Here is a 26,051-nt window from a genome sequence, read left to right as displayed (position 1 = left end):
GCTATATGTCTGTAATTGTGTGGACTGGAATATTTTGTGTGGCGCTTAAAGATTTAGAGTTTCTACTATTACGGAATACTAAATTTTGCAGTGGTGCAGCCAACTGACTTTCTGTACGTGCTTGTTCAATCATTTGATGATATGGCGATTTTCCACATACAGGATCGGCATTAGCGGCATCTCCAGTCAACATATAGGCCTGACAACGACATCCGCCAAAGTCACGATCTTTATCTGGGCAATTACGGCACCCGTCTGGCATCCATGCATCACCACGGAAATGATTAAATCCAGTTGATTTGTACCAAATATCTGACAATTTATGTTCGCGGACGTTTGGAAATGAAATTGGCAATTGTCGTGCTGCGTGGCAAGGTAGCGCCATACCATCTGGAGCAACTGTAAAGAAGATTTTACCCCAGCCATTCATACAAGCTTTTGGTCGCTCTTCATAATAATCAGGCACTACAAAAATAAGTTTGCAAGGATGATTTTGCGCTTTTAATTTTTCTCGATATTCATTGGTAATCCGTTCTGCACGTGTCAGTTGCTCTTGTGTAGGTAATAAACCTTGGCGGTTTAAAAAAGCCCAACCATAAAACTGACAAATTGCTAGCTCGACTGTGTCTGCATCCAGCTCAAGGCAAAGTTCAATAATTTGTTCAATCTGGTCAATGTTATGTCGATGAATAACAAAATTAAGTACCATTGGGTAATCGTATTTCTTAACCAGTCGGCACATTTCATACTTTTGTTCAAAAGCATGCTTTGACCCTGCCAAGGCATCGTTTACCACAGGGTCACTCGCTTGAAAGCTCACTTGAATGTGGTCTAAACCCGCTTGTTTTAAATCAGCAATACGTTTTTCGGTAAGACCCATGCCTGAGGTAATCAAGTTGGTATAAAACCCTTGCTGATGAGCATGTGCAACGAGTTGTTCTAAATCTTGACGTACCAGTGGTTCACCACCAGAGAAACCGAGTTGAACAGCACCCATCTGACGTGCCTGATCAAAAACGTCAAACCACTCTTGGGTGGTTAGCTCATTTTTATGCTGAGCATAGTCCAATGGGTTTGAGCAATATGGGCATTGTAGCGGACATCGATACGTGAGCTCCGCTAATAACCATAAAGGTAGGCCAACACCTTCTGTCATACTAAATCAATCCAGTGTTGCTGTTTTGCGACCAGCATGTAATCCACTACATCTTGATCAATCTCAGCAATATCACCAAATTTTTGCTTTAACTGGGCAATAATTGCAGAAACATTCTGCTGCCCATCAATATATTGCCCGATTGCCCCTGCACTTTCATTTAACTTGATCATGCCTTCAGGATATAAAATCACAAAACCATTTTGAGCTGGCTCGAACTGAAAACGGTAACCTTGTCTCCATGTCGGCACAAGGTTTAAATCAAACTGCTCTTTATTCATTTAAATAGTCCTTTGTGCCAAACTCGTTTTCTCGTCACAGTGTGATATGGTGCTTCATTGTGAACATATGCAAGTGTTAAAGCATCTAAAATGCTCCATAAAATATCCAGTTTAAACTGCAATATTTCAAGCATTCTTTGTTGTTGCTCATGAGTTGTAAATGAATCAAGTGTAATTGTTAAACCATGTTCAACATCACGGCGTGCCTGACTTAAACGAGAACGGAAATATTCATAGCCTTTATCATCAATCCATGGATAGTGTTGTGGCCATGAATCAAGTCGCGACTGATGAATTTGTGGAGCAAAAAGTTCAGTTAAAGAGCTGCTTGCTGCTTCACGCCATGAAGCACGGCGTGCAAAGTTCACATAGGCATCTACTGCAAAGCGAACACCCGGTAATACCAGTTCTTCAGAAATAACTTGTTCACGACTCAAGCCCACAGCTTCGGCTAAGCGTAGCCATGCTTCTCGACCACCGCCATCAGGATATTCACCATCCTGATCGATCATACGTTGAATCCATTCTTGACGGACTCGCTGATCTGGGCAATTTGCCATAATCGCCGCATCTTTAAGCGGAATATTAATTTGATAGTAATAGCGGTTTGCAACCCAAGCCTGAATTTGTTGCTGGGTGGCTTTACCTTCATACATCATCACGTGAAATGGATGATAGATATGATAATACTGGCCTTTATCAATAATGGCTTGTTTGAATTGTTCAGTCGTTAAAGCTTCAGGTGTTTGAGTCATGTTTCACCTTAGAGTTCAATCTGCATGCCGTCATAGGCAACTTCTACACCATTTGCTTTAAGTTCAGCAAACTGGCTAGAGTTTTCATTTAAAATTGGATTGGTGTTGTTAATATGAATCAGCACTTTTTTAGGTGTACTCAGCTGGTTTAAATAAGACAGTGAACCACCTTCGCCACTAATATATAAATGCCCCATTTCACGGCCAGTTTTAGTTCCAACCCCTGTTTGTTGCATTTCATCATCTGTCCAAAGCGTACCATCAATCATGACGCAATCTGAACTCTGCATAATCTGCATGATTTGATCATCAATTTTTCCAAGACCCGGTGCATAGAATAACTGCTTTTGTGTCTTATGATCTTTGATAATTAAAGCAATATTGTCGCCCTCATGTGGGTCATTTCGATGCGGTGAATATGGTGGCGCAGCACTTTTAATAATTAAAGGCAAAAATTCTAAATTTTCGAAACCATCAATTTTAAAGGCTTGCTTAGGATTAATTTCATTGTATTGAAGACCACCATTCCAGTGTTTGAGCATATTAAATACTGGAAAGCCGCTTGTTAAATCTTGGTGGACCATTTCTGTACACCATACATTCATTGGACAACCTTCACGCAAGGTTAAAAGCCCAGTCGTATGGTCTAACTGACTGTCCATTAAAATAACACTTGTTATTCCTGTATCACGCAATTTACGCGCGGGTTGTGCTGCTTTAAATTCGAAAAGTTGCTGGCGTATATCAGGTGATGCGTTTAATAAAACCCAGTCTGTTCCATTTTCAGAAACAGCAATTGATGATTGAGTACGAGCTTTGGCTTGGATTGAACCTGTGCGCACACCATGACAGTTCGGGCAATTACAATTCCACTGCGGGAACCCGCCTCCGGCAGCTGAACCTAAAACATAAATATACATAAAATTAATATCTTATTAGAAAGAGATAAGCCCTAGAACAAGACTAGGGCTTATGACATATTTGGATGAAACTGAATTAACGTGCTTCGAAGTACATAGTAACTTCAAAACCAATGCGTAAATCAGTAAAAGCTGGTTTAGTCCATTGCATAAATTATCTCCGGTTCATATTAATCTTGTGAAATGAATCACTTGATTAAATCTTATAAGGTCATTAAAAATTTATTCTAAATAAAAAATTTGGGTTTGTAGACCACCCCTAGCCAAGATATTGTTCGATAATTGTGTTTTTTGTCCAAATTTTAATATTTCGAACATATTTGCTCATTGAAGGTTTCATCAAACATTCATACTAAAAGCGTATTTTTTATCCGTCTTAATTGATAAAATGATAAAAAAATGAAAAATTTAACAACATTTTTTAAAGTAACAACACTTTCTCTGGCAGTAACGTTATTGGCTGGATGTAATAACGATGATGATAATGACACCGCGCCACCCGCTCAAAGAAGCAATCAAACCGTAAATATTTTAGCTTTTAATGACTTTCACGGAAATCTTGAGCCACCGAAGCGTTACGTCGAAGCACCAAATCCAAATGATGCTGCTCAATCTGTTCGTATTCCTGTGGGTGGAGTGAGTTACTTTGCCGATGCAATTAAAAAACTTAAAGCAGAAAATCCAAATAATGCTGTAGTTTCAGCGGGCGACTTAATTAGCGCTTCTCCTCTAACCTCTTCTTTATTTTTAGATGAACCGACCATTGAAGTCATGAATGATATTCAAATTGACTTTAATGCTGTGGGTAACCATGAATTTGACCGTGGTACAGATGAATTACGCCGTTTAAAGAACGGTGGATGTCAGCAATATACAAGCACTGCGCCTTGCCAAATTAATAAAAACTTTAGTGGTGCAAAATTTGATTTCCTTGCGGCTAACGTAGCAATGAAAAATGACGCCAGTAAAACAATGTTTCCTGCTTATAAAGTTAAAACTTATGGTGGAATTCCAGTTGCATTTATTGGTTTAACCCTTAAAGCAACGCCAAGTATTGTTTCTGCTGCCGGCATTAAAGATGTTGAGTTTCGTGATGAAGCCGATACGGTAAACGCCTTGATTCCTGAATTACAAAAACAAGGAATTGAAGCGATTGTAGTGGTGGTACATGAAGGTGCAGCGCCAAGTACAAAGTTTAATGAAAAAACATGTGATGGCTTAAGCGGCCCGATTTTAGGAATTTTGGATAAGCTTAATCCCGCAGTTGATATTGTTGTTTCAGGTCATACACACCAATCTTATATTTGTGACTATTCTACAAAAAATCCGGCAAAACCGTTCTTACTTACCTCAGCTGGACAATATGGCACGCTCATTACTGACATCAAGGTTGAGTTAGATGGTAAAACTGGTGATGTGATTAAGAAGGATGCTAAACAAGTTCCTGTACAAAGTGAGGCCTATACGTCTGGTACAACCACGGTAAGCCTTACCGATCTCTATCAAAAATTTAGTAAAACCCCAAGCATTGAAGCTATTTTAGATAAGTACCGCCAAGCGGTGACCACCATTTCAAGCCGTGTGGTTGGCACTGCAACAGCAGTAGTCAGTCGTGCTCAAGTTGAAAGTGGTGAAAGCCCGTTGGGTATTATGATTGCAGATGCTCAACAAGCGTTTGCGTTAAAGGCAAGTAACCAAGGCTCTGACTTTACCTTAATGAACCCAGGTGGTGTCCGCGCCGATCTACTCATCAATAGCAGTAACCAAATCACCTTTGGCGATGTTTTTGCGGTTCAACCTTTCGGTAACTCTATTGTGACTTTGAGCTTAACTGGCAAACAAATTAGAGATGTAATTGAACAGCAATGGTCTGGTTCAAATGCAAACTCACCTAGAATTTTACAGCCGTCTAAAGAATTAACTTATCAATATGCGGCAAATACGTCTGTTTCACCACGAGCAAGTAACATTATGGTTGCAGGTTCACCGCTGGTTGACAGTAAAGTATACCGCGTGACTGTAAATAGCTTTTTGGCAGATGGTGGTGACAACTTTACGGTATTAAAAGAAGGCCAAAACCGTGTAGGCGGTGGTCAAGATATTGATGCCCTTGAAAGCTATGTCGCTAAGAATTCACCTTTAATTATTCCAGCGACTACTCGAATTAAAGTCATCAAATAGCAAATTTAATAAAAAAGGACAGTTTAGGCTGTCCTTTTTTCTATCTGGACTTTTTATTCTGTATAGAGATTAAGTTCAATGCTACTGATATTAGTTCCTGTATTCGCAAAAATAACATCTATGACTTCATGCAGTAGTTCTTTCACTTTTTCATGTTCGTAGCTAGTTGCTTCTGCGGTTTTTAAACAAATCAAGTTACAGCTCATTTTATCTTTTCTGATCTTATAAATACTTTTACTTTTTCCTAAGAACACCCTTTTGATGAGCTTGCGATTTTCAAATTCAGATAAGATTCGATAAATTGTTCCGAGCGTAATTTTATGTTCATTTTTAATTTGTGCATAAATGCTCACCGCGCTTAAGCCTTGTGGATTTTGATTTAAAATTTCAAAAACCTGTATTCTCGATTTTTTTATTGGTAGTCCATTTAATAATGATTTTGAAGTTGCCGTCATGATTAATTAGCCCTAATGTTGAAAAGTATAGAAATTCTTAAAATTATTTTGTCTATACTGGTTTAAAAATTATGGATATTTGTTTAATAAAAAACAAAGCCTATTCCCCTACGAATAGGCTTTGTGCTTAGTTTTAACTTAGAAACTATAAGTCGCTTTTACAAAGTAATTGCGGCCATAAAGTTTGGTGTTAAAGGTTTTGTTTTTATCTTCCAGATCAACATCAGTCAGGTTTTTTACGCCATAGTCCAATGTTAAGCGTGGCGAAAGTGGTGAAGTAAATGTCACATCGTAAGTTGTATAAGCTGGTAACTCTTTAGTTGCAGAGTACATTTGTTTACCAACGTAGCTTACGCCTGCATTTACACGGAAGTCTTCAACTGGTGCCCAAGAAACTGAACCATTAGCCAGCCATTCTGGTCGTTCAGTTAAATCTTTACCTGTGGTTTTATTTTTTGCATCTAAGTAAGTGGCATTTGCCTTAACACCTAGATTATCCGTGAAGTCGTAACCACCTGTAAGCTCAACTCCTTTAAGTTCTGCACGGCTTACATTAGTCCAGATTTTTCTAAAATCACCCACTAAACGCGGGTCTCCATCACTTAAGGTAATGGCTTCAATCAAGTTCTTCACGTCATTTTGGAAAACTGTAACTCCAGCATTCCAGTTTGGACGGGTTACAATTAAAGATGCTTCGTAGTTGGTACTTTCTTCTGGTTCTAGGTCTGGATTACCTCGAATGTGACAACTACCGCCACATGAAATCATTGAGTAATTGATATCTAACTGTGCTGGAGACGGAACTTTATAAGCTTGACCAACACCACCTTTTAAGACAACACCTTCAGCGAGTTGATAGGCTAAATAGGCTTTACCGGTCGATTTACCATCAAAGTCATCAAAGTCGTCGTAACGGCCACCTAGAGTTAAGGTCAGTGCATCATTAATATGGGTATCGTTTTGAACAAATACACCGTAACTTTTTTGCTGGTTTTTCCCTGTACCGATATAACTCACAACATCCGTAATTTTTTGGTCTTTATAATCAAAACCAGCTGTGGTGTTATTCATTACCCAGTCAAAGTTCGCGAAAGCACGACCAATTAAGTTTTCTTGCTTATAATTACGACTTTGTGGTGCATCATATTCGCTGTCGTAGTCATAAATTTTGGCTGTTTCTTTTCCAATATAAGCTTCTGTTTTCCCCCAACCCCATTTTCCGCGGTGAGCAATTCCTACATTGGTACGCTTCATTTCCGACTCTTGAATTGAGGTCGCAGCATCTTGAGTAAGTGGGCGTTTATCGTTGTTATAGCCCAAATCTAGGTCTAAAGTTTGTTGGTCATTAATATTCCAACTTAAAGTACCATTTACATTTTTGGTGTCTTTTTCTACAAAGTAAGCGCCATCTGGATCTGGTTTGCCATTTCGATACCATGCATCGCGATTATAAGCATCTCCAGCCAAAGTAAAACTTACATTGTCGGTTAGACCGCCATATAAGTTAAATCCGTAACGGAATTGATCTTTACCATTCCCACGGTCAGCTCGGTTATATTGTCCAAAGACCGAACCATGAAGCTGCCCGTCTTCGGCTTTCTTGGTAATAATATTGATTACGCCACCCATAGCATCTGCTCCATAGAGAGATGACATTGGCCCTCGAATAACTTCAACACGTTCAATACTATTTAAAGGAATTGCACTCCAGTCAAAGTCATTACCACGCCACATGGCACCATTAGATGACATGCGTTTGCCATTAAGTAGAATGAGTGTGTAATTGCCTGATGTATTTAGCATTCCCCGTATAACGATTTTATCTTGACCGCTATTATAGTTATAAACCCCAGCCTGCTTTTGTAAAACATCAGCAAGGCTTAGTGCCGCACTACGTTCAATCTCTTCACTCGTGATCACACTAATGGATGCGGGTGCTTTATCTACGTCTTGTTCTTTTAATGCAGCAGAAACCACAATAGTTTTAAGTTTTTGAACTGGTTCACTATTACCCTGCTGTTCAATATCTGTATTTGCTTGAACGGCAAAAGGAAGCAGTGTTGAGATGGCGACCACCAGCGCTTTTTTCGTTAACGTCATTTCTCGGCCCTTATTCTGGATAATGATTACCACATGATAATTATTATCATTTATGATGTGCCGAGCATCATATACGCATGACTTTTACCGATCAAGATAAAAATAATTATTAGTTATATAATGATAATCATTATTGTTTGTGCTGTAAAAAAGCGTTACCATTACACTTTCGTGTGCCTAAAAACCTATTTAAAACAATCTTAAAGTAGACATAACAATGCTCTCTCGATTTTTTATCTATCACCCTATCTTTGTTTCTGTCGTTGCAATCACTATTCTTATTTTTGGTTTCCTTGCCACTTTAGCCATGCCAGTCGAACGCTATCCCAACCTTGCTCCACCGGGTGTTACGGTTGTAGCGAATTATCGTGGTGCAGCTGCTGACACAGTCGAAGAAAGTGTGACCCAAATTTTAGAACAACAAATAAAAGGTCTGGATAATTTGCTTTACTTTACGTCCTATAGTGAATCATCAGGAACGAGTAGCATTGATATTCATTTTAAAATTGGCACAGATATAGATAAAGCACAGCTCCAAGTACAAAACCGAATTAATGGTGCATTAAACCGTTTACCTGAGGAAGTTCAAAGACAAGGCGTAAACATATGGAAAACCACGGGCGATATGCTACTTATTGTGGGGCTATATGATGAAACTGGTAAAACCAGCAATATTGATTTGTCTGATTATATGGTGAATCACTTTGAACAACCTTTAAGTCAGTTGCAAGGCATTGGTGAAGTTAATGTTTTTGGTTCAAGCTATGCCATGCGCATTTGGTTAAATCCAAATCAGCTTAGAAATTATCAACTTGTACCGAGTGATATTGAAAAAGCCCTAGAAGATTATAATACCCAGATTGCTGCGGGTTCGATTGGTGCAATGCCCTCTGCTGCTGACCAAAATATTTATGCAAAAGTAAAAGCAGGTTCACGTTTAAAAACAATAGATGACTTTAAATCGGTAGTGGTTAAAGCAAATGTTGATGGTAGCCTTGTTTATTTAAAAGATATCGCGAGAGTCGAATTAGGGGCAGAAAATTACGAAAGTATTAATACGCTTAATGGCTACCCATCGGCAGGTTTAGGCATTTCTCTAAGCCCAGATGCTAATGCAATCGAGACTTCTGCCCTTATTAAAGAAAAAATGGCTCAGCTTAGCCAGCATTTACCAGCTGGATATAAAGTCGTTTATCCGCGAGACAATACACCATTTATTGAAGAGTCAATTAAGCAGGTCATGATCACTTTGCTTGAAGCAATCGTGCTTGTTGTTATTGTGATGTATCTCTTTTTACAAAATTGGCGTGCAACTCTTATTCCAACCATTACGGTTCCCATCGTCATTAGTGGCACATTTGTGGTGTTGTATTTATTTGGGATGAGCATTAACACACTTACGCTATTTGCCTTGGTTTTAGCGATTGGGTTATTGGTTGATGACACGATTGTAGTCGTGGAAAATGTTGAACGGCTTATGCACGAACAACAGCTAAGTGTACGTGAAGCTTGTTTAATGTCGATGCAAGAGATTAGCGGCGCATTGGTGGGTATTACACTGGTCTTAACCGCGGTATTTATTCCAATGGCTTTTTTTAGTGGTTCGACGGGTATGATTTACCGTCAGTTCTCTATTACATTAGCAGCAGCCATGTTGTTATCGCTATTTGTAGCCATGACTATTACACCTGCGATGTGCGCAGTTCTATTAAAAAAACATAATAAAAAACCCAAATGGGGACAAATGCTTGAGCTTGCTCTTCAAAAAGTCAGATCAGCTTTTAGTTTTTTATCTGTTCGTTTAATCCAGTTTAAAGTATTTTCCAGTCTATTGGTTGTGGGCATCGCGGTTGTTCTATTTATGATTTATCGCAGTTTGCCTACAAGCTTTATTCCAAATGAAGATCAAGGATTACTTGCTGTTCCCTATAGTTTGCATAACAGTGCCTCAATGAGCCAGACTGAAGAAATTGGAAGACTCGTCAATAATTATTTCTTTGAACATGAAGGCAAAAATATTAATACCGTACTGGTCGTAAATGGACAAAACTTTTCAGGGAGCGGTCCAAATTTAGGTATGGCCTTTGTTTCGCTTAAACATTGGAATGAGCGTAAAGGAGAAGCCAATACGGCGAGTGCTATTCGTGAACGCGCCCAAGTATATTTACAAAAAAACTTGCCCGCTAAAGTCATGGTAGGAATGCCACCAAGTGTATCTGGTTTAGGTCAATCTGATGCTTTAGAGCTTTGGCTTAGAGATGTAAATGGTCAAGGGCGTGATGAACTCATTAAACAATATAAAGCCTTAGAAAAAGAATCTCGAAATTATTCGGCCTTTGAAAATCTAAGTCCTCTTGTGAGTGAAGATAAAGCCGAAGTATTTATTCAACTCGATCAAAATAAAGCCAAAATGTTAGGAATTGACCAACAAGCAATTCGTTCAACACTATCGACTGCTTGGGGTGGAAACTATGTTGGCGATTTTGTTGAACGAGGTCGAATTAAGAGAATCATTATGCAAGGTGATTCAGAGTTTCGTTCTAAACCCGAAGATTTAGCGTATTGGCATGTACGAAATAATACAGGTGGAATGCTTTCCCTCGCCCATTTTGCGCAAAGTCAGTGGACGGGTGGCCCAGAAGCTCTTACCCGATTTATGGGGCTAGCTGCCATTCAACTTGAAGCAAATGTAAGTTCAGGCTTTAGCTCAGGTCAAGCAATGCAACAGTTAAGTGATATGGTCAGCAAACAGTCTGGTATAGATGTCGCATGGAGTGGTCTTTCTTTACAAGAGCAACAATCTAGCCGCCAAGCGATCTATTTATATCTCATTTCTATTTTGTTTATTTTCTTATGTTTGGCTGCCTTATATGAAAGCTGGAAAGTTCCTTTTATTATTTTATTAGGGCTTCCTCTAGGCATTACAGGCACTATTATTTTTGCTTGGATTTTTAAGTTACCTAACGATGTTTACTTTCAAATTGCCCTATTAACAGGTATTGGCTTATCTTGTAAAAATGCAATTCTAATTGTTGAGTTTGCGACTCAAGCACTCAAACAAGGAAAAAGTAAAATCGATGCAGCAAGTGAAGCATTAAAACTACGTTTACGTCCGATTTTAATGACATCTCTTGCCTTTGGTGCGGGTGTGGTTCCTTTAATTTTTGCAACTGGTGCAGGTGCTGCGAGCAGATATGAAATTGGAATGAGCGTATTTGGTAGTGTCGTGTTTGGTACTTTACTGGTACCGCTATTTACTGTGTTCTTCTTTGTTGTGGTTCATAGTTTACCGAGTTTTCAGTGGTCAATGAGCAAACCATGGTTGAGTCGAACTTTGAGATTTAACAGCCGTATCAAAAAGGATAATACATCCTTTTAAAAGTTAGAATAAAAAAATGGCAGATATTAAATCTGCCATTTTTTTATTCTTTTCAATTTAGGCGACTAACTTATCAATCCAAACTTCTAGAGTTGGTTGTTCAGCTAAATCTTCAAAGCTTACCTGTGCGCCGTAAGCTTGCCATTTACCCACTAATGTCATAAGTCGTACCGAATCAAGTCCAAGCATGAGTAAATCATCATTTAACTGAATGTCTGATGCTGGAATCTGAAGTTGTTCACTCACTGCTAAAACAATACCTTCTTCAGTGAGTGGTGATGCAGCTTGTTCAAGCGCCCAAGCTCGTGTGACTTGCTGAGTTGTCATGACTTGCCCACAACGAGTACTTGTATACTTTAAAGCCATATCATGTTCTTCACGGCTAAAGTCAGCAAGTGCATCTCCGCATAAAAACGGCTGAATGTTTAGCATAAAGGCTTCTGCCGCACTCATGAGGCAACCAATATGGGCATAAACACCACAAATGATGAGTTGATCGCGGTTTGACTCACGCATAAGTTGTTCAAGTGGAGAAAATTTAAAAGCGCTATAACGCCATTTTGTTAAGACAGTATCATTTTTATCAGGCGTAATTTCCGGCAAAATTTGGGTAATATATGGATCATCTTTTAAACCAGTTCCCCAAAAGTCAGTTAATAACTGGCGATGTTCAGGTGTCTGGTTACCGGGCTGTGCGGTATAGACGACAGGGATATTAAACTTACGCGCAGTTTCAATCAGTTCTTTGGTATTTTTAATAAGCTCTGGAATAGGCGCTTGAGTTTGATCATAAAAATCTAAAAAATATTGCTGCATATCATGTACCAATAAAACGGCGCGATCGGTATGCAACTGCCAATGTGTTTTATTCGCGGTAAATTCGTGCGCTTGTGGCATGTTGTAACTGGCAATTTTAGGAATACTCATCAAATTTTTCCTTTTATCTTTAAGCAAGAATATTGGGGTTGGTTTCAAATTGTTGACGTAGTTTTTTTTTGTCGATTTTTCCAAAGGCTGTATATGGAAACTGCTCGATAAATTTGACACTATCGGGAATTTTGTAGGTAGCAAGCCCATAGTCTTTCAGATGTTGACGAACTGACATCGCAAGGCGAATTGGACTTGGATCATCGGTTTGTGATTGCCATGCAATAAAGGCACAGCTTTTTTCACCCATAATCTCATCAGGCATAGCAACCAGCGCTGCAAGGCGAATTTGTGGATGAGTTAATAAAGCTTGCTCCACTTCTTCAGTCGCAATTTTTTCACCAGCACGATTGATTTGTTCTTTTGAACGCCCTTCCACAACAATGCAGCCATCTTCACGAATACGAACTAGGTCGCCTGTACGATAAAAACCATCTGGTGTAAAAGAACGAGCGTTGTGCTCTGGTGCTTGGTAATAGCCGCGAATAGTATAGGGACCGCGAGTCAGCAAATGCCCCACTTCTCCCGCTTCTACGGGCTGATCATTATCATCCAGTACTAAAATTTCATCATCTAGTGAGATTTTTAAACCTTGGGTATGGATAATTTGCTCTTTCGTCATGTCAAAATGGGTGTAATTTACCAGCCCTTCAGCCATGCCAAAAACTTGTTGTAAATTGACATGGAACTCATCAATCAAGCGTGTGGCAACTGCATCGGGTAAACGTGCTCCTCCGACTTGTAAGCAACGTAGAGTCGACAATATTGGATCTTGATCTTTGGCTGCTTTATCCATCCACGGTCGAACCAATGCAGGAACTAAACAAGCATCTGTCACACCATGTTTTTTGATCAATGAAAAAGCAGTTTCAGGGCTTGGGTCAGTGCCTAAAACCACAGCTCCACCGTAATAAAAAATACCTAAAGAACCTGCCGAGCTCATTGAAAAGTTATGTGCCGCAGGTAAAACCATGAGTAAACGTGATGACTGATTAAGACGGCAGATTTTCGCGCTCTCACGTACGCTATATAGATAGTCGTCATGGGTACGTGGAATCAGTTTAGGAACACCAGTACTTCCACCTGAAAGTTGTAAGAAAGCAACCTGATCTGCTGTAGTTGGCGAAATCGCCTCATCTGAAATATGGGTTTCTTTTAAGAGATTTTGAATCGCTACAAATTTGTCGGCATTTCCAAGTACAAATACATGCTCTAAGCAAGGAGCAGTTTGCTGAAGCTTTTCGGCAAGCTCTCGGTAATCAAATTTTTGTGCACCAAAATCAGCGCAGAAATAAGCTTTTGCTTGAGTTTGTTTGAAAAAACTACTGAGTTCAGCATATCGATGGGCAAGCAAAGACATGATAGGTAAAGCACCAAGCCGGATTAGTGCAAAAAATAAAACATAGAACTGATAGTGATTCGGCATTTGTACAACCGCTTTATCACCCGCTCTTAGTCCATGTTGATATAAATGGCTTGTACAGTAATCAACTAAATGATCAAACTCAGCGTAACTAACGGCTTTATCACCATCATATACTGCTATGTTTTGCGGGTATTTTTGAGCACTTTCACGCAAGAAATCACTCAAGTTTTGTCCAAGCCAATAACCTTTTTTACGGTAAATCTCTGCAAATTCTGCTGGATATGGCACGGCACCATCCAGATAAACCTGTGTTGTCATGTGTTTGGTCCTTGTATTGGCAATTGATTTGGTGAAATCTGGAATCCGTCCAGTACAGTACGAAATTTAGCGGCAGTTTCAGCGTGTTCAGCTTGTGGTCGAGAAGCTTCAACAATGCCTGCACCGGCAAATAAACGGGCAATGTTCTGATAAATTCGGGCACAGCGAACAGTCACCGACCATTCACCATTACCTTGTTCATCTGCCCAACCCATAGTTCCTGCAAATAATTCACGGTTAAACGGTTCAAGTTGCTGAATTAGTTCTTTCGCAATTGGACTAGGCTCCCCACAAATTGCAGGTGTTGGGTGCAAGCGTTCAATTAAGTCAAAAACATGTGTATCGGCTTTCTTAAGTTCGCCCGTAATATGTGATGCCAAGTGCCAAAGGCGTTTAGTACGAATCAGGGATGGTTGCTTAGGTACTTTTAATTCCTTACAAAAAGGTGTGAGCTCATCGGCAATCATTTCGATGACGAGTGCATGCTCATGTTGATCTTTTTGTGAAGCAAGTAATGCTCTGGCGTTGTTTTGGTCTAGGGTTGGATCGTCATCACGAGCCAATGTGCCAGCAACCGGTTTACTCCAGATTTTTGTATTTTGCTTTGCAATTAAAAGTTCGGGGCTTGCACCGACAAACCACCCTTCACTTTGAGGATGCCTCGCGACTGCATAGTTATAGCCTTCGGGATTATGCTTAGCTAAGTTATAAAATAGGTCCGAGACGGGAATATTTTTTTCAAATTCAAGTTGTAAAATACGAGCAAGTACGGCTTTATCGAGTTTTTTTGCTTGCATTTGCTGAACTAAATACTCAACTTGCTGTTGGTAATGTTCACCTAAAGGGAAATAATCAGCCTTTTTTAAAGATAAAGAACCAAAATCAATATCAGATTGTGCATAGAGTACTTTCTGATAGATTTTTGCATTTTGCATCAGCATTAAATTGACATCGGCTGCCGAACAAAATGGTAGTCCACCCATAATCTTGACGTCTTTATAACCGTCATTCATTGCAAGTTCTAATTGAGCTCGTGCTTCATCTAACCAATCTTTTAAAAGGCTATTTTTAGCAACTTGAATATCTCGTAATTTTTGATCACTATTGATGGTGTATTCTGGCGTTGTGAAAATAAAACCAGCGTCATTTCCACAATTTAAAATTTCTTGGGCTAATGCAACGCGGCTTTCAGTAAAATTTTCTCGTTGGATAAAATACGGATGCTGTGCCGACATCTCGCAACTCCTTATACAGTTATTTTGTTGTAATGAATGAATGTTTAAACGCCTAAAGTGGCTCCTCCATCAACCACAATTTCTTGCATGGTAATTTGTGCAGCTTGATCAGAAAGTAAAAAGCTGACCGTATTGGCAATATCTTCAGGCTGGGCTAATTTTCTTAAGGGAATGCCTGTACGGTATTGGCTTAAATCTCCATCGATTACCGCAGGCGGAGGTGAATTGTCTGTCCAAAGCTGCTGCTGCATTTGAGTTAGCGTAGAGCCTGGCGAAACAATATTAAGCCTTACTTGGTGAGGTGCGATTTCAAGTGCGAGATTGCGGCAGTAATGGCTCAACGCAGCCTTGCTGGTGGCATACATGCCAAGTTGTATACGTGGCATACGTGAACTGTTCGAGCTAATCGTGACAATACTTCCCTGCTTTTTTTCACAAAAGTGCTTGGCAAGTTGTTGACTAATTGCGATGGGTGCCATGACATTTACAGCGAAAAGTGTTTGCCAGTCTTCTGTTTTTGCTTCAAGCATAGAACGCATAATCAAAACGCCCGCCGCATTCACTAAACCCGTTACGCTATGTTTGTTTAAAATATCTGTAATGAGCTTCGCTGTTGTTTCTTGATCAGTAATATCTTGCTGAAAGCCTTGCCAACGTGTGATTTCACTGTCTTGTAGCTTTTGAGTGACTTCCCATTGTTCGGGATTTTCCTGTCGGTCTATGCCCATCACTTGATATCCTTGCTGCAATAATTTTTTTGCAATAGCAGCTCCAATACCTCTTGCAGCACCTGTGACTACGATGGTAGAGCTCATGTTTTACTCCAGTTTGACTCGAATAGTAAATTCCGCCACATAATTGCAAATAATTATCATTATTATCAAGTGCGATAAATATCAAACATAAGATTACAATCTAAATCAAGTTATTTATTAACCAACATTTCGACCTATTTTATTGATTTTTAAAAATTTTAATAGAACGCATCTTTTTTTATTGATTATAATGATAATTGTTTTCATTTACTAATGAGAATCATTTTGTTAATTTGACCGCGCTTTCTTGTCGAGATGGACTCAAAATGAAGCCATTTTCTCATCCCTTACATCCCCTATTTCAACAACTCAATGTTGGGAGTGAGGTCTGGTGGAATACCGTTAAAAAAATAGGTAGTCCGCTAGTTAACCTACAAAAAAATAAAGCGCTCTGTACCTTTGTTTGGCGTGGTCCTGAGCCTAAAGAAAGTATCTTTGTCTATATTGATATTTATTCACAAAGCCCTTCTATCTATCAAAAGTGGAATCGTTTTAGCCATATAGCTGGGACAGATGTGTACTTCTTTGAAATAGAGCTGCCCTTAGCTTGGACTGGTAGTTATGTTGTAGTGACTGCTAGTGAAGAAGCGCCAGAAACAGATTGTTCGGCAACACGCCGCTTATGGTGGCAGACACAACTTAAACAAAATGCTCAAATTGACTCATTTAATCAAAATGAGTTTTATACGGGACATCTGGCCCGATACATCAATCAAATTCAACTCGAAAACACAAAATCTTTAATAAGCAATTGCCCAATTACAAAGACATTCCAATGGTCAAGTCGCTTATGCCAACAGGACTATTTAGTTGACGTTTTTATTAGTCATCAATCGACTCAAGAAGTCTTGCCACTCGTCATATTGCTTGATGGCCAAATTTGGAGTCGAGAGCTTTCAATTCTGCCCGAAATTCAACATTTGACTGATTCAAATAAGATTCGCCCAGCAATTTATGTTTTTGTTTATAGTTTAAATAGTCAACAACGCCAACAAGATTATGGTTGCCATGATGCATTTAGTCGGGCGTTGGTTGATGAACTTATTGAAATACTCTTAAAAGAATATTCTTTTATTTCTAAAACAAACATTACGTTATGTGGTCAAAGTTTAGGTGGATTATGCGCTTTACATAGTACTTTGTTGTTTCCGACCATTTTTACTTCCCTGATTTTACAGTCTGGATCTTATTGGTGGTCAGATTTTTCAAACAGTATTTTAGGGCAAAAACACAAAGGTAATATTTTACAACTGCTTCAAAACCTATCTCATCAATTATCAAAAACAACTCAAATTTATATCAGTGCCGGCACGTATGAAACCGATATGCGGGACGATGCCCTTCAGCTTTATCAACAATTGCAATCATTCAATCAAGTGAGTTTTCACACTTTTCAGGGCGGACATGATGCCGTGAACTGGCGTACTGACTTGCTTAAGGCATTGCAACAAACTCTTTCACTATAACCATTTGTTTCATCAAGGATAACAATATCATGAGCAACTTACAGGAAAACTATATTAATCCTTTCGATAACGAAAGTTTGTCTTTTCAGGTTTTAAAAAATCAACAAGGTGAGTTCAGTTTATGGCCTGCTCAACATCAGGTGCCATCGGGGTGGGATATTCAGCATGGACCTGATACACGGGCTTCGTGTATCGCATATGTAGAAAAGCACTGGCTTGCAATTAACCCCTTTCAACAAGCGTAAAGGAGTATTGTCATGAATCAGGCATTAAATAATGAATTTACTCCGGACCTTTCTCAACCAGCTCGTTTTGAATTGGCATCTACTCAGCTCGGCATTTTCCTTGCCGATCATTTAAGTTCAATTGAAGATTTATATACCATTGCACATTGTTTGGAACTACCAAAAACTGTCGATATCCCAACGTTTAAAAAAGCAATTCAGATCGGCTTAAATGAAGCCGACACGGTCATTGCTTCGTATTCATCTGACCCATCTCAACCGTTTATTGAACTTAATAACCAAGTTCAGTTTCAAATTGAAGAATTTGATTTTTGTCATTTAACGCCTAAAAAAGCTCAGCAGCGTTTATGGGACTGGATGCCATCAGATCGTCAATGTGCTAAATCACTTAAAACGGGTGAATCTCAACTGTTTCGTCAGGTGTTATTTACGACGCATGATAAAGTGTATTGGTATCAACGCTATCACCACATCATGCTTGATGGTTTTAGCATGATTAACCTGACCAAACGTATTGTTGAACTCTATCAACAATTACAAGAAGAAAAAGACCTTTCGATTTCTCCGTTCATTGGCGTTAATGATGTTATTTCGGAACGTCAGGCTTATGAAAATAGCCATCAATTTAAAATAGACCAAGCTTTCTGGAAGGCATATTGTGAAGATTTACCTAGTCCAGTTAGTTTAAGTACACATCATTTAGCGGCAAAAACCACAGCGACATTTATTAAGCATCAGCTGCGTTTTTCGACAGGAATTTTAGAGCAGATTCAAGCTTTAGCTGCGCAATCTAAATTAGCTTTGAATGACATGATGATGTCATTGTCATTACATTATATTTACAAAATGACCGATAAAGCCGATTTGGTTAACGGTATTCCATTTATGCGTCGTTTAGGTTCAAAGGCGATTCGCTCAACCTTACCGACGGTAAATGTCTTGCCTGTGAAGTTTAAAGTTACTGAAAAAGACAGTTGGGTAAGCTTAGCTCAACATGTACAAGAGCAATTACGACAAATTCGTCCGCATCAGAAATACGATGCTGAACAAATTTTAAGAGATTTAAATAGTATCGATATTCATGAACGAATGTACGGCCCTATTTTAAACTATAAAGCTTTTGATCAAGACTTGATCTTAGATGGTGAAAAGGTCAAAACACACCATATTTCTACAGGACCAATTGATGATTTTGAGTTTTCTTTTATTGTTCAAAATCATGAACTCATTATCGAACTACGTGCAGATTCGCAGCGTTATACACAAGATGAACTATTTAACCATGGTCAACGCTTAACTTTATTGCTTGAACAAGCTCTAATTCGTCCAGAACAGGCATGTAGCAATTTTAATATTACGACACCACAAGAGCTTGCTACCCTTACGCAAAGTGGTATTGGTCCACGTGTTAGCCATCCTGAACAATATAATAATGTTCTAGATATTTTTTATGAGCAAATTAAAAAGTATCCTGAACGTACCGCAATTGTGAGTGGTGAACGTCCAAACCTTCAGCATCTTAGTTTTGCTGAGCTTGCAGTACAAGTAAATCAACTCACTCGTTTTTTACAAGAAAATGGAGCCAAAAAGCAAACGGTCATTGCTGGAGCTATTCCTCGTTCGATTGACTCAGTTGTGGTGATGTTATCTGTACTCAATTCTGGTGCGAGTTTCTTGCCTCTCGATTTAGATTACCCAATCGATCGTATGCAAATGATGTGTGAAGATGCCAATCCATTATTTGTATTAACCACCCAAACTCTCGCACAGCAATTACCTCAAAATATTCAACAGCTATATCTTGATCATGAAGATGTTCAAACGCAAATTCGAAAGCAAGATGCGAGTGATATTCCTGCCGAAAATCGTAAATTTGATTTCCAAGACGTCGCTTATGTCATTTTTACCTCAGGTAGTACTGGCCGCCCTAAGGGGGTAATGAACACACATGGTTCTTTACTCAACCTCATTTTGTCACATAAACCAACTATTTACTGGCCCGTATTAGAAGCTGTAAATCAGCGTTTTCCTGACCGTCCGTTACGTGCAGCGCATACCCACTCTTTCTCGTTTGACTCATCTTGGTTGCAAGTTTTCTGGATGTTATGGGGCCAAGAGCTACATATTTTTGATGAAAACATGCGTCGTGATGCATTTGGTTTAGTGCAAGAAATTCAGCAACGACAAATCGATACACTTGATTTACCGCCATCTTTTTGTGCGCAAATGATGACGAATGGTTTATTTGCTGAAAATCAGCATCACCCAAGTCTTATTTTGATTGGTGGTGAAGCTGCACCTTTAGCTTTATGGCAACAGCTCAATGCTCAGCCAGCGCTTTTTGCACATAACTTATATGGCCCAACAGAATATACGGTTGATACTTTCCGAGCAGAATTAAAACAGACAGCTCGCCCTGTCATTGGTAACCCTATTGGTAATACACAGGCCTATGTACTAGATCGTCATTTACAACGATGCCCTACAGGCGTGATTGGTGAACTTTATATTTCTGGCTTTGGTATTGCCAATGGTTATTTAGGTCGAGCTGATTTAAGTGCTGCCCGTTTTGTAGCGAATCCATTTGAACATGGACAGCGCATGTACCGTACGGGTGATTTAGTCCGCTGGAATAGTTCGGGTAAACTTGAATTTATGGGGCGATGTGATGACCAGATTAAAATTCGTGGTTATCGAGTTGAGATCGGTGAAGTTGAAAATGCACTTTCGATTTTAGCCAATGTTGAAAGCGCAGTCGTGATTGCAGAACCGATTAATAACAGTCATCGTTTACTCGGTTATTGTGTGGTTAAAGACATTGAACTTGATGAAAAAACCAGTGAGCAATTAAGTCAGCAATATTTAAGTCAGTTACGTCAAAACTTACCTGAATATATGGTGCCTTCTGCTCTAACTGTTATGTCCGAATTTCCACGAAATGTAAGTGGTAAAGTTGATAAAAAAGCACTGCCAAAACCTCAAATTCGTACCCATAGCCGAATGGCCGAAACGTCTGAACAACAACTTTTATGTCAAATTACTGCATCTGTTCTTAAGCTTGACGCAATTGGAATTGATGACGACTTCTTTATGACGGGTGGCGATAGTATTTCGGCCATTATGCTTTGTACTCAATTGCGCCAACGTGGTTACGGCTTAAGACCAAGTGATGTATTCCAATTTAAAACAGTGGCCGCTATGGCACCGCAACTCACCCGTTTAGATGAGCAACAAGCAGCCATTTCAAAACCATTATTTTCAGCAGAACTAGAACAAAAAGTTCAAGAAAAATATGGCAAAAACAGCACTATTTTACCTTTGCTTCCTTTGCAAAAAGGCATGCTGTTCTTATCTCAAGTAGAAAATCAATCGAACTATAATGCCTTTACTCGTCTTAGTTTAAATGGAGACATTGATCCGGTACGTTTACAGCAAGCGTTGATTACCGTATTAAAACGTCACCCACAATTAGGTGGACATTTTGATAGCGAATTAGCTGAAGAACCTGTTTTTATTTATTCATTACATCCTACTCAAGCTTGGCCAGTTCAGTTTTGTTCGGTCACTCCCGATTTGCTTGAGCAAACCATTCAAGAAGCATTGCAGCAACCGATTCAGCTCGACCAATCCTATGGCTTAATTCGGGCAACCTTAATTCAACATGCTCCAGAACAGTCAGAATTATTGATTATGGTGCATCATCTGTTAACTGATGGTTGGTCAACTCCGCTATTTTTACAAGACTTTATTAAAGCCTATCAGCAAACTAACCAACAACTGCCAGTGCTTGAACATAGTTATGAAACAGTGATTAAAGCTTTATCTGCACGTGACCATGAAACATCAAACTTAATATGGCAACGTGATTTAGCTGATTTGCAGCCACTTATTTTATTTAATCAAGCACAGCAAGCTGTACAGGAAACTTCATATCGTTTAAGTGCTGAGTTGGGCGCGAAACTTCAACACAAATTACGCCAGCAAGGCATCACGCTCAATGTCTTCATGCAAATGATTTGGGCAATGACTTTAAATATTTATGCTCATCGTGAAGATATTGTATTTGGTACACCTGTTTCTGGGCGTTCAGCACCTATTAATGGTTTAGAGCAGCAAATCGGATTGTTTTTAAATACGATTCCGGTGCGTGTAAAACTCAACATGCAGCAAACGCTTTGGGAACAATTGACTCAGTTACAACAATTACATGTTGAACATTTAGAACATGATGGTTTGGGTCTGGGTGCAATTCAGCAATTAGTGGGGCAAGGCAATCTTTTCGATAGTTTGTTAGTCGTAGAAAACTATCCTGATAACCAGTATTTACAGCAAAAACTTGGTGATGCTACGATCTCCAAACTCACAAATCGTGGTTATAGCCATTATCCACTTGCTTTATTGGTTATTCCTGATCATCAAATTGAACTATTACTCGAACAGCGTGGTGTAATTGATCAACCAGAGCATTTCCTCGAGCGAATGGTTCAATTGATTGAAATTGCATTAAATGAACCAGAGACTTCTCTAGCTCACTATCGCTTACAACTGGCCGAAGAACGCGATTTAATCCAGAAAACGAATCAAACCCAATACTATGTTCGCCAGAGCACGTTACAGCAATTACTCAGAGAACAAGCTCGAATTACTCCTGAACAAACGGCATTATCTGATGAAAATCATCAGCTCAGTTTCAGTGAAGTGCGTTTGCAAGTTTGTGCGTTAGCACAGCAATTGCAAAGAGCGGGCGTACAGGCTGGGGATATTGTTGCGGTTGCTCTACCAAGATCAGTCAAATTGAGTATCGCTATTTTAGCGGTGATTGAAGCAGGTGCAGCTTATTTACCTATTGATTTACAACATCCGTCTGAACGCATCAAATTTATGTTGCAGAATGCCAAATCTAAACTTGTGATTGGTGAACAAAAAGATCTAGCTGCTATTGCCTCTCCATCAATAGCCACCTTTACTTTTAATGAATTGTTTGATGAAACAAAGGTTGATTTAAGCAGCTATAAAACAACAGTCATTACGCCACAGCATCCAGCATATTTAATCTATACATCGGGTACAACAGGCCAACCAAAAGGTGTCATGGTTTCTCACCAAGCCATTGTGAACCGTATTTTATGGATGCAATCAGAGTATCCACTGTCAACCAACGATACGATTTTGCAAAAAACGCCATGTACTTTTGATGTTTCGGTATGGGAGTTTTTCTGGTCATATTTAGTAGGTGCACGATTGGTTATGGCACCTGTAGATGCACACCGTGACCCATTGGCATTATTAAGCCTCATTCAAAAATATCAGGTAACAACATTACATTTTGTACCGTCAATGTTGGCTGTTTTTGAAAATGCTGCTACCGAAATTTTGTCATCTGCTCAGCGTCAAAGTTTACCGATCCGCCGAGTATTCTGTAGTGGTGAGGCATTACCAACGGCTTTAGCAAAATCATTTACCGAGCACTTTAGCTGTGAGCTACATAACTTATATGGCCCAACCGAAGCTGCGGTAGATGTGAGTTATATGGACGCAACACTCGGATTACACCCAGAAGAAAGTAGCGTTGCAATTGGATATCCAGTCTGGAATACCCAGCTTTATATTTTAGATCAATACTTACGCCCTGTTCCTGTTGGAGTGGACGGTGAGCTTTATTTGGCAGGCCATCAACTGGCCATGGGTTATTTGCATCGAGCAGACTTAACAGCAACACGTTTTGTGGCAAATCCATTCGCAGCAGGTCAACGCATGTACCGCACTGGTGATATTGCCCGTTGGCATGCAGACGGAAGTATTCAATATGTAGGCCGTGCTGATGACCAGTTAAAGATACGTGGGCAACGTATTGAACTGGGTGAAATTGAACAACAATTACGCTTAATCAGCGGTCTTGATGTGGTTGTACATCCTATCGTTACTGAACAAAATAAAGCTGATGTTCAATTGGTTGCTTACTTACAAACAACAGCACCTTTGGACATCGACCAATTAAAGAAACAATTGGCGAAACAGCTTCCTGCATATATGGTGCCGACACACTATATGTTGGTCGAGAAATTCCCATTAAGTCATAATGGTAAGCTGGACCGTAAAGCACTACCACGACCACAACTTGATACTTCAAACACAGAAAAACAGTACGCCACAACTGGCTTTGAACATGAACTGACACGTATTTTCCAACAAGTTTTAAATACAGAACAAAATATTGGTGTAAATGAAGATTTCTTTGCCATTGGTGGACATTCCATTTTGGTCATGAAGCTTGCAATTGAAATCCGAAAAGTATTTAAGCGGACCATTCCAATTGGTCAGTTAATGAGTCATGTCACGATTCAGCGTTTAGCGGCTTTGCTTCTTACACAAGAACGTTTGGAAGAAGTTGAACAAACTGGTATGCAACCTGTTTTACCAATCCGTTCTGGCTCTGGGTATCCATTGTTCTGTTTCTTCCCTGGTTCTGGTTCGGCATGGCAATACACTGTGCTTAATCGTTATCTGCATTCTGACTTACCAATTATCGGGTTGCAGTCACCTCGACCAGATGGCCTATTGGCAAATAGCACTGATATGGATGAACTCGTTGAAAAACAACTTGAGATTATTCGTAAGCAACAACCGACAGGACCTTATACCTTATTAGGTTATTCACTTGGTGGCACTGTAGCCTATGCGGTTGCTGCAAAGTTAACTGAACAAGGTGAACAGGTTGATTTTCTCGGCTTGTTAGACACTTACCCAGCCGAAATTCATCAGTGGTTAGATTTATCGGTAGAGGAAATGAATGCTGAAGCCGAACAAGAACAGCTTCAATTCTTCAATGATATTCTGGCCGATGCAGATACGGCATTAAGTGAAGAAACTCGACGTTTACAAGAGGATATTTTCGCAAACTATCGCGATGCCGTCCGTTTATTAAAACCTTATAAAATGCCAAACTTTGATGGTGAACTACACTTAGTTGTCGCTGAAAAAGACTTGCTTCCGTATATCCAACCAGAACAACAATGGTCCCCTTTAGTTAAAAAACTCAATATTGTTCGACTAAGCGAAGCGGACCATACCGATATATTGTCTCCACAGCAACTTGAAACACTTGGCCCAATTTTAAACCGTATGATTTGTCAGGCACGCGGTTTAGAGGAGCACACGCCATGAGCTTCAAATCTATATTGACCGATTTTAGTCTTTTAAAACGTAATGCTCATTTCCGACATGTATTTATTGCCCGCACATTGTCATTGTTAACCATTGGCATGTTGGTCGTGGCTATTCCAAAACAGGTCTATGACATTACGGGTAACTCGCTTAACGTTGCCGTCGCAATGGCTTTTGAAGGCATAGCCATGTTTATTGGCTTGTTACTTGGTGGTTTGCTGTCAGATCGCAAAGACCGAAAATGGCTAATTTTATTGGCACGTGGTGTGTGTGGTTTAGGCTTTGCAGGCCTCGCCATCAACGCCATGTTTGAGCACCCTTCGCTCTATGCGATTTATTTTTTATCGGCATGGGATGGTTTCTTTGGTGCACTGGGTGTAACAGCAATGATGGCGATCATGCCTGTGATTGTAGGGCGCGAAAATATTGTACAAGCTCGTGCGATCAGTATGGTATCCGTACGTCTTGCAACCGTTATTTCACCAGCAATCGGCGGTATTTTAATTGCTGCTAGCGGTGTTGCAACCGTATATTGGGTCTCAACCGTGGGTACTTTACTTACTGTATTTTTATTGATGGGGCTACCTGCGCTTAAACCGCAACATGCATCAAATGATGAGAGTCCTCTTCGTCAATTAGCTCAAGGGTTTAAATTCGTTTTTAAAAATAAAGTGGTTGGTAGCACCATTTTAATTGGAACACTGCTCAGTTTTAGCAGTGCTATTCGTATTATTTTTCCGCAAATGGCAGATGAAATTTTTCACGGCGGCGCATTTGAACTCGGACTTATGTATTCGGCCGTGCCTTTAGGCTCAACTTTAGGCGCATTACTGAGTGGATGGACAACAAAGTTACTCAAACCCGGCTTAGTCATGCTCTATACGTGCTTAGGTGTTTTTAGTTGTATGATTATGATTGGACTTTCACCGTGGCTCATAGTGACTTTGCCCATTTTATGTGTATTTGGATATTTGATGTCGATTGCCAATTTGCTTCAATACAGCATTGTGCAAGGACATACGCCTGATGAATATTTAGGGCGTATTAATTCAATCTGGCTTGCACAAGATGCGTTAGGCGATTCGATTGCCACTACAACTTTGGGTCTTTTAACTCGGTTTTTACCAATCTCAGGAAGTATCCTCTTCTTTGGCATATTAAGCTTTGCAGTAGGATTTATGTTCCTATTCAACTCTCAAGATATGCGTGAAACTGGATTCCAAGATCCTAAATTACAAGAAAATTAAACCCTAAATAAAAAGAAGGCAATTCGTTGCCTTCTTTTGGT

General features: G+C 39.6%; 17 protein-coding genes and 1 pseudogene. 6 read left to right on the top strand and 12 right to left on the bottom strand.

Annotated elements, in window-relative coordinates; translation table 11 throughout:
- Nucleotide 1: 1 nt before the first annotated feature.
- From pqqE to pqqA, 5 genes are all read right to left on the bottom strand, one after another.
- Nucleotides 2–1,156 (bottom strand): pyrroloquinoline quinone biosynthesis protein PqqE, encoded by a 1,155-nt coding sequence (gene pqqE, locus F886_RS11425; RefSeq protein WP_005305196.1) that lies wholly within the window; start codon nucleotides 1,154–1,156, stop codon nucleotides 2–4.
- Entirely contained in the window at nucleotides 1,153–1,437 is a 285-nt protein-coding gene (gene pqqD, locus F886_RS11420; RefSeq protein ID WP_004792407.1) for a pyrroloquinoline quinone biosynthesis peptide chaperone PqqD, read from the bottom strand. Before pqqD ends, pqqE begins: the two co-directional genes overlap by 4 nt.
- Complete coding sequence (gene pqqC, locus F886_RS11415; RefSeq protein ID WP_005305193.1) at nucleotides 1,434–2,192, bottom strand: pyrroloquinoline-quinone synthase PqqC; 759 nt, start codon at nucleotides 2,190–2,192, stop codon at nucleotides 1,434–1,436. Before pqqC ends, pqqD begins: the two co-directional genes overlap by 4 nt.
- An 8-nt stretch (nucleotides 2,193–2,200) precedes the next feature.
- The gene (pqqB, locus tag F886_RS11410) at nucleotides 2,201–3,112 is read right to left on the bottom strand and encodes a pyrroloquinoline quinone biosynthesis protein PqqB (protein ID WP_005305190.1); all 912 of its coding nucleotides are present in this window, start codon (nucleotides 3,110–3,112) and stop codon (nucleotides 2,201–2,203) included.
- A gap of 76 nt (nucleotides 3,113–3,188) precedes the next feature.
- Nucleotides 3,189–3,263, bottom strand: a complete 75-nt coding sequence (pqqA, locus tag F886_RS19875) for a pyrroloquinoline quinone precursor peptide PqqA (RefSeq protein WP_001982218.1) — start codon at nucleotides 3,261–3,263, stop codon at nucleotides 3,189–3,191.
- Between the two features lie 248 nt (nucleotides 3,264–3,511).
- Here pqqA and F886_RS11405 point away from each other — a divergent pair, with 248 nt between their 5' ends.
- Nucleotides 3,512–5,293 carry a bifunctional metallophosphatase/5'-nucleotidase gene (locus tag F886_RS11405; protein WP_005305188.1) on the top strand — a complete coding sequence of 594 codons (1,782 nt, stop codon included), beginning with the start codon at nucleotides 3,512–3,514 and terminating at the stop codon, nucleotides 5,291–5,293.
- 53 nt (nucleotides 5,294–5,346) lie between these two features.
- Here F886_RS11405 and F886_RS11400 read toward each other — a convergent pair whose 3' ends face one another.
- Together F886_RS11400 and F886_RS11395 are read right to left on the bottom strand one after the other, a co-directional pair.
- Nucleotides 5,347–5,748, bottom strand: a complete 402-nt coding sequence (locus tag F886_RS11400; protein WP_005305185.1) for a transcriptional repressor — start codon at nucleotides 5,746–5,748, stop codon at nucleotides 5,347–5,349.
- Between the two features lie 138 nt (nucleotides 5,749–5,886).
- On the bottom strand, nucleotides 5,887–7,848 hold the full coding sequence (locus F886_RS11395) for a TonB-dependent receptor plug domain-containing protein (protein WP_005305183.1): 1,962 nt from the start codon (nucleotides 7,846–7,848) through the stop codon (nucleotides 5,887–5,889).
- Between the two features lie 217 nt (nucleotides 7,849–8,065).
- Here F886_RS11395 and F886_RS11390 point away from each other — a divergent pair, with 217 nt between their 5' ends.
- The gene (locus tag F886_RS11390) at nucleotides 8,066–11,227 is read left to right on the top strand and encodes a multidrug efflux RND transporter permease subunit (RefSeq protein ID WP_005305180.1); all 3,162 of its coding nucleotides are present in this window, start codon (nucleotides 8,066–8,068) and stop codon (nucleotides 11,225–11,227) included.
- Between the two features lie 57 nt (nucleotides 11,228–11,284).
- On the opposite strand, the gene F886_RS20545 is transcribed toward F886_RS11390, so the two are convergent.
- The 5 genes and pseudogenes from F886_RS20545 to F886_RS11370 all read right to left on the bottom strand — a co-directional run bounded on the left by F886_RS20545 (nucleotide 11,285) and on the right by F886_RS11370 (nucleotide 15,888).
- Entirely contained in the window at nucleotides 11,285–11,473 is a 189-nt protein-coding gene (locus F886_RS20545; RefSeq protein WP_235823111.1) for a phosphopantetheine-binding protein, read from the bottom strand.
- 30 nt (nucleotides 11,474–11,503) lie between these two features.
- Nucleotides 11,504–12,154, bottom strand: a pseudogene (locus F886_RS11385) (isochorismatase family protein); the annotation flags it as partial.
- A 19-nt stretch (nucleotides 12,155–12,173) separates the two neighbouring features.
- Nucleotides 12,174–13,838 carry a (2,3-dihydroxybenzoyl)adenylate synthase gene (locus F886_RS11380; protein WP_005305175.1) on the bottom strand — a complete coding sequence of 555 codons (1,665 nt, stop codon included), beginning with the start codon at nucleotides 13,836–13,838 and terminating at the stop codon, nucleotides 12,174–12,176.
- Nucleotides 13,835–15,073 carry an isochorismate synthase gene (locus F886_RS11375; protein ID WP_005305173.1) on the bottom strand — a complete coding sequence of 413 codons (1,239 nt, stop codon included), beginning with the start codon at nucleotides 15,071–15,073 and terminating at the stop codon, nucleotides 13,835–13,837. The genes F886_RS11380 and F886_RS11375 overlap by 4 nt, the downstream gene beginning before the upstream one ends.
- Nucleotides 15,074–15,117: 44 nt before the next feature.
- Complete coding sequence (locus F886_RS11370) at nucleotides 15,118–15,888, bottom strand: SDR family oxidoreductase (protein ID WP_005305170.1); 771 nt, start codon at nucleotides 15,886–15,888, stop codon at nucleotides 15,118–15,120.
- A 266-nt stretch (nucleotides 15,889–16,154) separates the two neighbouring features.
- On the opposite strand from F886_RS11370, the gene fes reads away from it, so the two are divergent.
- Genes fes through entS form a run of 4 tightly spaced genes read left to right on the top strand, consistent with a single transcriptional unit; the run spans nucleotide 16,155 to nucleotide 26,010 of the window.
- The gene (gene fes / locus F886_RS11365; RefSeq protein WP_005305168.1) at nucleotides 16,155–17,354 is read left to right on the top strand and encodes an enterochelin esterase; all 1,200 of its coding nucleotides are present in this window, start codon (nucleotides 16,155–16,157) and stop codon (nucleotides 17,352–17,354) included.
- Between the two features lie 29 nt (nucleotides 17,355–17,383).
- Nucleotides 17,384–17,599, top strand: coding sequence for an MbtH family protein (locus F886_RS11360; protein WP_005305165.1), 216 nt, complete (start codon nucleotides 17,384–17,386; stop codon nucleotides 17,597–17,599).
- 12 nt (nucleotides 17,600–17,611) lie between these two features.
- Complete coding sequence (locus F886_RS11355) at nucleotides 17,612–24,763, top strand: non-ribosomal peptide synthetase (protein ID WP_005305163.1); 7,152 nt, start codon at nucleotides 17,612–17,614, stop codon at nucleotides 24,761–24,763.
- Nucleotides 24,760–26,010 carry an enterobactin transporter EntS gene (gene entS, locus F886_RS11350; RefSeq protein WP_005305160.1) on the top strand — a complete coding sequence of 417 codons (1,251 nt, stop codon included), beginning with the start codon at nucleotides 24,760–24,762 and terminating at the stop codon, nucleotides 26,008–26,010. Before F886_RS11355 ends, entS begins: the two co-directional genes overlap by 4 nt.
- The last annotated feature ends 41 nt before the right edge of the window (nucleotides 26,011–26,051 follow it).

Origin of the sequence: Acinetobacter sp. NIPH 542 (assembly GCF_000369825.1) — a bacterium.
GTDB classification, from domain to species: domain Bacteria; phylum Pseudomonadota; class Gammaproteobacteria; order Pseudomonadales; family Moraxellaceae; genus Acinetobacter; species Acinetobacter oleivorans.
Note: the sequence above shows the minus strand (reverse complement) of the source record. Positions and strands in the feature narration are given on the sequence as shown.

Coding starts and splice junctions, on each gene's coding strand:
- pqqE (WP_005305196.1), bottom strand. CDS start 1,156: ATGACAGAAGGTGTTGGCCTACCTTTATGGTTATTAGCGGAGCTCACG.
- pqqD (WP_004792407.1), bottom strand. CDS start 1,437: ATGAATAAAGAGCAGTTTGATTTAAACCTTGTGCCGACATGGAGACAA.
- pqqC (WP_005305193.1), bottom strand. CDS start 2,192: ATGACTCAAACACCTGAAGCTTTAACGACTGAACAATTCAAACAAGCC.
- pqqB (WP_005305190.1), bottom strand. CDS start 3,112: ATGTATATTTATGTTTTAGGTTCAGCTGCCGGAGGCGGGTTCCCGCAG.
- F886_RS11405 (WP_005305188.1), top strand. CDS start 3,512: ATGAAAAATTTAACAACATTTTTTAAAGTAACAACACTTTCTCTGGCA.
- F886_RS11400 (WP_005305185.1), bottom strand. CDS start 5,748: ATGACGGCAACTTCAAAATCATTATTAAATGGACTACCAATAAAAAAA.
- F886_RS11395 (WP_005305183.1), bottom strand. CDS start 7,848: ATGACGTTAACGAAAAAAGCGCTGGTGGTCGCCATCTCAACACTGCTT.
- F886_RS11390 (WP_005305180.1), top strand. CDS start 8,066: ATGCTCTCTCGATTTTTTATCTATCACCCTATCTTTGTTTCTGTCGTT.
- F886_RS11380 (WP_005305175.1), bottom strand. CDS start 13,838: ATGACAACACAGGTTTATCTGGATGGTGCCGTGCCATATCCAGCAGAA.
- F886_RS11375 (WP_005305173.1), bottom strand. CDS start 15,073: ATGTCGGCACAGCATCCGTATTTTATCCAACGAGAAAATTTTACTGAA.
- F886_RS11370 (WP_005305170.1), bottom strand. CDS start 15,888: ATGAGCTCTACCATCGTAGTCACAGGTGCTGCAAGAGGTATTGGAGCT.
- fes (WP_005305168.1), top strand. CDS start 16,155: ATGAAGCCATTTTCTCATCCCTTACATCCCCTATTTCAACAACTCAAT.
- F886_RS11360 (WP_005305165.1), top strand. CDS start 17,384: ATGAGCAACTTACAGGAAAACTATATTAATCCTTTCGATAACGAAAGT.
- F886_RS11355 (WP_005305163.1), top strand. CDS start 17,612: ATGAATCAGGCATTAAATAATGAATTTACTCCGGACCTTTCTCAACCA.
- entS (WP_005305160.1), top strand. CDS start 24,760: ATGAGCTTCAAATCTATATTGACCGATTTTAGTCTTTTAAAACGTAAT.